At 69.4% G+C, this 8370-nt stretch carries 7 protein-coding genes; 6 read left to right on the top strand and 1 reads right to left on the bottom strand.

The features are described 5' to 3' along the window. Positions 1-157: 157 nt before the first annotated feature. Positions 158-1216 carry a LacI family DNA-binding transcriptional regulator gene (locus BW996_RS20680; protein WP_081838300.1) on the bottom strand — a complete coding sequence of 353 codons (1059 nt, stop codon included), beginning with the start codon at positions 1214-1216 and terminating at the stop codon, positions 158-160. 307 nt (positions 1217-1523) lie between these two features. Between BW996_RS20680 and BW996_RS20675 the strand changes: the two genes are divergently transcribed. The 6 genes from BW996_RS20675 (at position 1524) to BW996_RS20650 (ending at position 8268) form a co-directional block, all read left to right on the top strand. Beyond that, positions 1524-2696 carry a Gfo/Idh/MocA family protein gene (locus BW996_RS20675; RefSeq protein WP_037485728.1) on the top strand — a complete coding sequence of 391 codons (1173 nt, stop codon included), beginning with the start codon at positions 1524-1526 and terminating at the stop codon, positions 2694-2696. A 46-nt stretch (positions 2697-2742) separates the two neighbouring features. Further along, a complete protein-coding gene (locus tag BW996_RS20670) occupies positions 2743-3684 on the top strand; it encodes a sugar phosphate isomerase/epimerase family protein (protein ID WP_037485726.1) in 942 nt (313 codons plus the stop codon). A gap of 59 nt (positions 3685-3743) precedes the next feature. Continuing rightward, positions 3744-5267 carry a sugar ABC transporter ATP-binding protein gene (locus BW996_RS20665; RefSeq protein ID WP_037485725.1) on the top strand — a complete coding sequence of 508 codons (1524 nt, stop codon included), beginning with the start codon at positions 3744-3746 and terminating at the stop codon, positions 5265-5267. Then, complete coding sequence (locus tag BW996_RS20660) at positions 5264-6268, top strand: ABC transporter permease (RefSeq protein WP_037485724.1); 1005 nt, start codon at positions 5264-5266, stop codon at positions 6266-6268. The genes BW996_RS20665 and BW996_RS20660 overlap by 4 nt, the downstream gene beginning before the upstream one ends. A 140-nt stretch (positions 6269-6408) precedes the next feature. Further along, complete coding sequence (locus BW996_RS20655; RefSeq protein ID WP_076459088.1) at positions 6409-7335, top strand: sugar ABC transporter substrate-binding protein; 927 nt, start codon at positions 6409-6411, stop codon at positions 7333-7335. 36 nt (positions 7336-7371) lie between these two features. Beyond that, positions 7372-8268, top strand: a complete 897-nt coding sequence (locus BW996_RS20650) for a MurR/RpiR family transcriptional regulator (protein WP_076459087.1) — start codon at positions 7372-7374, stop codon at positions 8266-8268. Positions 8269-8370: the final 102 nt, after the last annotated feature.

Genomic DNA, 8370 nt, shown 5'->3' with positions numbered 1-8370 from the left:
GTGTGTTCGCTTGGGAGGAACGCGCGGCCGAATCGAGCCGGCTGATGCGCCAGGGCATCGACCAGCTGGTGGCGCGGCACTTCAGCGCGCGCTGATCTCCCGGGGATTTCGGTTCGGCCCGGTGCGTGCCTGAGGGCGCGCGCCGGGCCGTTGTGCTTCAGGCCGCCGGTCGGCGGTGCGAGCTGCGGCGCATCAGCTGGCCGGGCAGCAGCACGCGCGATGTCGCCGACTCGCCGCCCACCACCCGGCGCACCGCCTCGGTCACCAGCGCCTGCATCGGCTGGTGATAGGTGGTCAGGTCGTAGGCGGGCGAGCCGGCCTGCTCGATGTTGTCGAAGCCGATCAGGCCGATGCGGCCGAGCAGCCCGCGCTTGCGCAGCAGATCGGCCGCGCCGATGGCCAGGATGTCGTTCTCGCAGAACAGCAGCTCGGGCCAGGCGTCGGGCGCGCTGGCATCGAGCACCGCCGCCATCGCGAGCTCGCCGCATTCGCGCCGGTAGTGGCCTGCATGCAGCACGGCGCCCACGTGCAGGCCATGCTGCGCCAGCCCGTCGCGGAAGCCGTCGAGCCGGCGCAGCTGCGTCGACTCCGCCGGCGGCCCCGCCATGTAGGCGATGCGCTGCACGCCCTCGGCCGCCACCAGCGCGGCGATCTCGCGGCCGGCGCGCTCGTTGTCGGTGGTGACCACCTGCAGGTCGGCATGCTCCGTGCTGCGGTACAGCACCACCAGCGGCACATGCCGGACTTCCTGCGCCAGCCTGACCAGATCCTCGGTCAGCACCGTGCCCAGAAAGATCAGACCATCCACCTGGAACTGGTCGGCCAGCGACAGCATCGAGGCCGAGCTGTCCGTCTCGGAAATGTTCAGCAGGATGGACAGATGCCCCAGGCGCTGCAGCTGCCGGGTGACCTCGTCCAGCAGCATCGTGAGGTTGGGATTGGCCAGCTCGTCGACCACCACGCCGATCAGGTGGGTGCGCCGCTTGATCAGCCCGCGGGCGAGCAGATTGGGCCGGTAGCCCAGCTCGGTGGCGACCTCCAGGATGCGCTCGCGCACCGCCGGCGCCACCGAGGCCCCGTCGGTGAAGGCGCGCGAGACGGTCCAGCGCGACACGCCGGCCCGCTCGGCCACATCGCTGGCGGTGATCTTGCGGGTGTCTCGTTCGCCCCGCTCCTGTCCGACCGGTCCGGTGGCCGTGCTGCTGCTGATGCTCATCGGCCGATCATAGCGAGCGCAAGGCCGATTGACTGAAGGGCGCCACCGTGGACAAAAGTTTGCACACGAGTGCAAACCCTGATGCACAAGCGAGTCGGCATCCTCAGAATGCACTCGTGTGCAAACGGTGGCGATCAAGCTGCTCACCCAAATGCACACGAGAGCAGATTGTGTGCCTGATGAAGGGTGCTCGGGGTCATGGCCGCCTCCTCGGCGGGCCGCAGTCTGTTCTTCTTTTTTGCCCGACGTTGCACTCGAGTGCAACGTCGATGTCTCGCCCGCATTCTTTCCTCAGGACCTTCACATCATGATCAACGGAGAAATGACGATCACCCGCCCGCTGCGCTGGGGCATGGTCGGCGGCGGCCGTACCGGCCAGGTCGGCTACAAGCACCGCAGCGGCGCGCTGCGCGACGGCACCTACCGCCTGGTCTGCGGCGCCTTCGACCTCGACGAGGCACGCGGCCGCGACTTCGGCGTGAACCTGGGCGTGGCCGCCGAGCGCTGCTACGCCGACGTGCAGGCGCTGATCCAGGGCGAGGCCGGCCGCGCCGACGGCGTCGAGGTGGTCTCGGTGGCCACCCCCAACTTCACCCATTACGAGATCACCAAGGCGCTGCTGCAGGCCGGCATCCACGTGATCTGCGAGAAGCCGCTGTTCTTCTCGGTGACCGAATGCGAGGAGATCGCCGCGCTGGCCCGCGACAAGGGCCTGATCGTCGGCGTCACCTACGGCTTCACCGGCCACCCGCTGGTGCACCAGATGGCGGCGATGGTGAAGAAGGGCCTGCTGGGCGACATCCGCCTGGTGGACATGGCCTACACCCACGGTTTCAACGCCGGCGACGACACTGGCGCCGGCGAGGCGGTGAAGTGGCGCACCAACCCGCGCACTGCCGGCCCGACCTTCGTGCTGGGCGACATCGGCACGCACCTGTATTACCTGTCGGAAGTGGTGCTGCCGCAGCTCAAGGTCGAGCGCCTGCTGTGCGACCGCAAGGCCTTCATCCCGACCCGCGCGCCGCTGGAAGACCACGCCACCGTGCTGATGCACTACGACAACGGCGCGCGCGGCCGGCTGTGGGTGTCGTCGGTGGATGCCGGCAACATGGGCTCGCAGCGCTATCGCTTCGTCGGCACGAAGGCCAGCGTGTCGTGGTCGGATGCGCATCCGGATCAGCTGCACTACGAGGTGCAGGGCGAGCCCGGCCGCGTGCTGCACCACGGCATGCCCTACCTGGAAGAGGAAAGCCTGGCGGCCGACCGCATGGGCGCGCTGCACACCGAGGGCCTGGGCGACAGCTGGGCCAACATCTATCTGTGGATCGCCCAGGCCATCGACGCCCGCCAGCGCGGCGACGAGGCCTTCCTGGCCAGCCACCACTATCCCGACATCCAGGCCGGCCTCGAAGGCGTGCGCTGGCTGGAGAACTGCGTGCGCTCGGCCGACGCCGGTGCCGCCTGGGTCGACTTCCGCTGAAGCGCCCCCGCATCCCTTCTTCGACATCCTCCGGAACTGAACCCTCATGAAACTCGCCATCTGCACGGACGTCTACGGCAACCTGTCCTATACCGAGATGCTGGACAAGGTGAAATCCCTCGGCATCGACGCGGTCGAGATGACCGCCGGCGGCTGGGCCGGCTGCCCGCACGTCAAGCGCCAGGAGCTGCTCGACAGCGAATCCGCGCGCATCGCCTTCATGGCCGAGCTGGAGAGCCGCGGCATGGAGATCGCCGCGCTGAACTGCTCGGGCAACCCGCTGTCGCCCGGCGAGATGGGCGAACGCCACACCGCCTCCACCTACGACACCATCCGCCTGGCCGGCCTGCTGGGCGTGAAGAAGGTGGTGATGATGTCGGGCTGCCCGGCCGGCGCCCCCGGTGACCAGACGCCGAACTGGATCACCTCCACCGTCTCCTGGCCCGACTACATGGCCCCGGCGCTGGCGTACCAGTGGGACGAGGTCGCCATCCCCTGGTGGAAGGCCTTCGTCGCGCACTGCGAGGCGCACGGCGTCACGCAGATCGCCATCGAGGAGTTCCCCTGCATGCTGGTCTACAACCCGGCCACGCTGCTGCGCCTGCGCGAGGCGGTGGGCCCGGTGGTCGGCATCAACCTCGACCCCTCGCACCTGATCGCGATGGGCGCGGACCCGATCGCCTCGGCGCGCGCGCTCAAAGGCGCCATCCACCACATCCACGGCAAGGATGCGCGCATCGAGCGCGGTCTGGCCGACATCAACGGCCTGCTGGAGACCCAGCCCGTCACCGCCGCCGAGACCCGCACCTGGAACTACGTGGCGGTCGGCTGCGGCCAGGACCTGCAGTGGTGGAAGGAGTTCTTCTCGGTCTGCCGCATGGGCGGCTACGACGGCCACGTCTCGCTGGAGATGGAGGACCTGACGATGTCGGTCGAGGCCGGCGTGCTGACCTCGGTCGATGCGCTCAAGCAGACGATCAGCCGCTGACCGCCCCCACCGGTCGCGCGCCCCGGGGCCGCGACCGGGATGACAGGAGGAGACACACGATGGACAAGGAGACGGCCGTGGCCGCCGGGCCCGTGCTGGAGATGAAGGGCATCTGCAAGTCCTTCCCCGGCGTCAAGGCGCTCGACGGCGTCAGCCTCAAGGTGCGCGCGGGCACGGTGCATGTGCTCGTGGGCGAGAACGGCGCGGGCAAATCGACGCTGATGAAGATCCTCAGCGGCGAGCATGCGATCGACGCGGGCGAGATCTGGTTCCGCGGCGAGCGGCTCGATGGCGGCGGCACCCGCGCCGCGCTCGAGCGCGGCATCGCCATGATTCACCAGGAGCTCAGCCCGGTGCCCGAGCTGAGCGTGGCGGAGAACATCTTCCTCGGCCGCGAACCGATGGGCACGGGCCTGATGCGTCCCTTCGTCGATTTCCTGGCGATGCAGCAGCAGACGCAGCAGCTCTTCGATCGCCTGGGCCTGAAGTACGCGCCGGGCACCCGCATGGGCGAGCTCAGCATCGCCGGCATGCAGCTCGTCGAGATCGCCAAGGCGATCTCGCGCCAGGCCGCGCTGATCATCATGGACGAGCCCACCTCGGCGATCAGCGACACCGAGGTCGAGATGCTGTTCCGCCAGATCGAGGACCTGAAGGCGCGCGGCGTGGCGATCATCTACATCTCGCACAAGATGGACGAGATCGCCCGCATCGCCGACGACATCACGGTGATCCGCGACGGCCAGCAGGTCGAGTCCGGCCCGGCCGCCGACTACGACGAGCAGCGGCTGATCGCGCTGATGGTCGGGCGCAGCATCACCGCGATCTTCCCCAAGGAGGAGGTGCCGATCGGCGAGGTGGTGCTGGAGGCGCGCGGCCTGAGCCGGCGCGGCGTCTTCGAGGACGTGAGTCTGCAGGTGCGCGCCGGCGAGATCCTCGGCCTGGCCGGGCTGATCGGCGCGGGCCGCACCGAAGTGGTCCGCACCCTGTTCGGCCTGGACCGGCTGGACGCGGGCGAGATCCGCCTCGGGGGCCGGCCGGTCGCCATCGGCCGGCCGGCCGACGCGATCGGTCTGGGCATCGCCATGGTGTCGGAGGACCGCAAGGCCGAAGGCCTGGTGCTGTGCCGCTCGGTGGGAGAAAACATCTCGCTGGCGCGGCTGGAGCGCTTCGTCTGCAGCGGCCTGCTCGACCTGGCACAGGAACAGCGTGAGGCCGAGCGCATGCGCCAGATGCTGCGCATCAAGACCGCCAGCCTCGACACCGGGGCCGGCACGCTCAGCGGCGGCAACCAGCAGAAGATCGTGCTGGCCAAGTGGCTGCTGGGCGACCTGAAGGTGCTGATCCTCGACGAGCCGACCCGCGGCATCGACGTGGGCTCGAAGTCGGAGATCCACCGCCTCATGACCCAGTTCGCCCGCCAGGGGCTGGCGATCATCATGATCAGCTCGGAGCTGCCGGAGGTGCTCGGCATGAGCGACCGGGTGATCGTGATGCGGGAAGGACGCGTGAGCGGCGAGCTGCCGCGCCACGCCGCGACACAGGAAAACATCATGGCCCTGGCCACCGGAGCGAGACAATGAACCGAACCCTCGACACCTTCGCCGAATGGAGCGGCAGCTTCCGCACACGGCATCCGTCTTTCTCGGAGATCTACCGCCGCTACGGCACCGTGCTGATCTTCTTCGGCCTGTGCGTGCTGGCCTCGGTGCTGAGCGAGACCTTCCTGACGGTGGGCAACCTGACCAACGTGCTGCGCCAGGTGGTGGTCATCAGCCTGCTGGCCTGCGGGGTGACCTTCATCATCATCCTGGGGCACATCGATGTCTCGCTGGGCTCGGTGCTGGCCCTGGCGGGCACGGTCTGCGCCAGCGTGATGGCCGAGACCGGCCACCTGGGGCTGGCGGTCGCTTCCGGCCTGGGGGTCGGGCTGCTGACCGGGGCGATCAACGGCTGGGTCATCACCCATTTCCGCATTCCGTCCTTCATCCTGACGCTGGCGATGATGACGGTGGCGCGCGGCATCGTGCTGCTCTACACCGGTGGTCTGCCCGTCAGTGGCCTGGGCGACGACTTCAGGATCATCGGCCAGGGTGACATCGGGCCGGTGCCGATCTCGGTGCTGATCCTGGCGGTGGTGGCGGTGCTGGCCTGGGTGCTGCTCAACCGCACCCGCTTCGGCCGGCATGTCTACGCCACCGGCGGCAATCCGCGCGCGGCGGTGGCCTCAGGGATCGACACCGACCGCATCGTGCGCCGCGCCTTCGTGCTCAACGGCGTGCTGGTGTCGATCGCCGGCATCGTGCTGATGTCGCGCATCAACTCCGGCCAGCCTGCGGCCGGCGTGGCCTACGAGTTCGACGCCATCACCGCCGTTGTCGTGGGCGGCACCAGCCTGATGGGCGGCAGCGGCACCCTCACCGGCACGCTGATCGGCTCGCTGATCATCGGCGTCATCAACAACCTGCTCAACCTGATGAACGTCAGCTCGTACTGGCAGCAGGTGGTCAAGGGTCTGATCATCGCCGTGGCGGTGATCCTGGATGTCAAGACCAAGAGCGCGGGCAGCCCGCGCCGCGGCTGACGCGCGCCGCGCCGCCGCCCACCCTTCCTCTTCCCCTTCCCCTTCCCCTTCCCCCTTCCCTGTTTTCCCCTCGGTCCGGGCCGCGTCAGGCGTGCCCGTGGCCTGTCCTCGCCCTGCAATCACATCAAAGGAGACTTGTCATGAACGCATCTTCCACCCGCCGCCGCTTCGGTCTGGCCCTGGGCGCCGTCGCGCTGGCCTGCTCGCTGGCCCCGGCCAGCGCGATGGCGGCGAAGTTCGCGGTCGGCTACACCAACATCGCCGACGCGGACTTCTTCCCCAACATGGTCCGCAAGGCCTTCATCGAGGCGGCCCGGACCGATGCCGACCTCGACGTGAAGTTCGCCGACGCCAACAACGACATCGCCCGCCAGCTCGACCAGATCGACAACTTCATCGCGCAGAAGGTCAAGGCCATCGTCGTGGTGCCGGTGGACTACGAGGGCATCACCCCGGGCATCGAGCGCGCCAACAAGGCCGGCATCCCGGTGGTGACGCTCAACATCCAGGCCAAGGGCGGCAAGTCCACCTTCGTCGGCTCGAAGAACCTGGACGCCGGGCGCATGCAGGGCGAGTTCATGGTCAAGGCGCTGCCGCAGGGCGCCAAGGTGATGTACCTGCAGGGCACGCCGGGCCTGTACCACTCGATGGAGCGCGAGCAGGGCTTCATGGCCGCGCTGAAGGCGCGCAAGGACGTGACCGTGCTGTCGTCGCTGTCGGGCAACTACGGCCGCGCCGAGGGCATGAAGATCACCGAGGACTGGGTGCAGCGCCATCCGAAGTTCGACGCCATCGTCGCCGCCAATGACCAGATGGCGCTGGGCGCGCTGCAGGCGCTCAAGACCGCCGGCCGCAAGGGCGTGCTGATCTCGGGCATCGACGGCACGGCCGACGCCAAGGCGGCGATCAAGGCCGGCGAGATGGCGCAGTCGGTGCTGCAGAACGGCCAGGCGCAGGCGCAGGGCGCGTTCAAGGTGCTCACCGAGCTCAAGGCCGGCAAGGCCGCACCGGCCGATGTGCTGGTGCCCTTCGAGTCGATCACGAAGGACAACGTCGCCAAGTACTGATCGCTTGGGCCGCCGCCGCTTCGCCGTCATCGCGCCATGTCCTCGCTGACGTTCATGCTGTCCGATGCGGCGGCGCAGGAGCGCATCGACGCGCTCCTGCGCCGCATCCGCCGCGAGTTCCCTGCGCTGAGCGAGCAGCTTCGCCGCATCGCCCAGCATGTCGAGCAGCACCACCGCACGCTCGGGCAGCAGGGCATCCGCGAGGTGGCGCAGCAGTGCGGCGTCCATCCCTCGGCCGTGGTGCGCTTTGCCAAGCGGCTGGGCTTTGGCGGCTACCAGGACCTGCGCGAGCAGTTCCTCACCACGGTCCGGCCGCCCCGCGCCGGCGAGAGCGGGCGCGGGGCGCGCCTTGGCCTGACCCGCCCGATCGGCTCGGCCAGCCCCATCGGCGCGACCGATCTGGTCGAGGCAGCGGTCGGGGCCAGCCTGCAGGCCCTGGAGCGGCTGCGCCAGGACGTGCGCGGCCCGGATCTGGAGGCCGCCGCCGCGCTGATGGCCGCAGCCCCCGCGCTCTGGCTGCTGGGCAGCGGCCCGGCCTTCGCGATCGCGGCCAGCCTGAACCAGGGGCTGCAGCAGGGCGACACGCCGGTGCGGCTGGTCGATCAGCTCGGGGGCATGCAGCTCGGCCAGCTGCGTGGCCTGCGCCCAGGCGACCTGATGATCGCCGTCGCCTGCCAGCCTTGCGCGCGCGAGACGCTGGAAGCCGCCCGGCTGGCCCTCGACCGGGGCGCCCGGCTGATCGCGCTGAGCGACGACCCGTTCTGCCCCCTGACCCGGATGGCCGATGTCGCGCTGATCGCCCCCGGCGGCGACGTGCTGGGCCGGCGCCTGCCGGTCGGGCTGCTCGTCCTGGCCCAGGCCCTGGCGCTGATTGGCCTGGCGCCTGCGGCGCCCGGTGTCGCCCCGTCCCCCCTCCTCGCTTTCTCGTTGTGAACTTTTCGGAGACCCGCCCATGAAGATCGCCCTCGACCCCTACATGATCCGCCACCTGCCGCTGACCGAGCTGCCCGCGGCGGTGGCCGAGCTCGGCTACGA

Origin of the sequence: Sphaerotilus natans (assembly GCF_900156335.1) — a bacterium.
Taxonomy (GTDB): domain Bacteria; phylum Pseudomonadota; class Gammaproteobacteria; order Burkholderiales; family Burkholderiaceae_C; genus Sphaerotilus; species Sphaerotilus natans.
The sequence above is the reverse complement of the archived record's forward strand: the minus strand, read 5'-3'. Positions and strand labels throughout refer to the sequence as shown.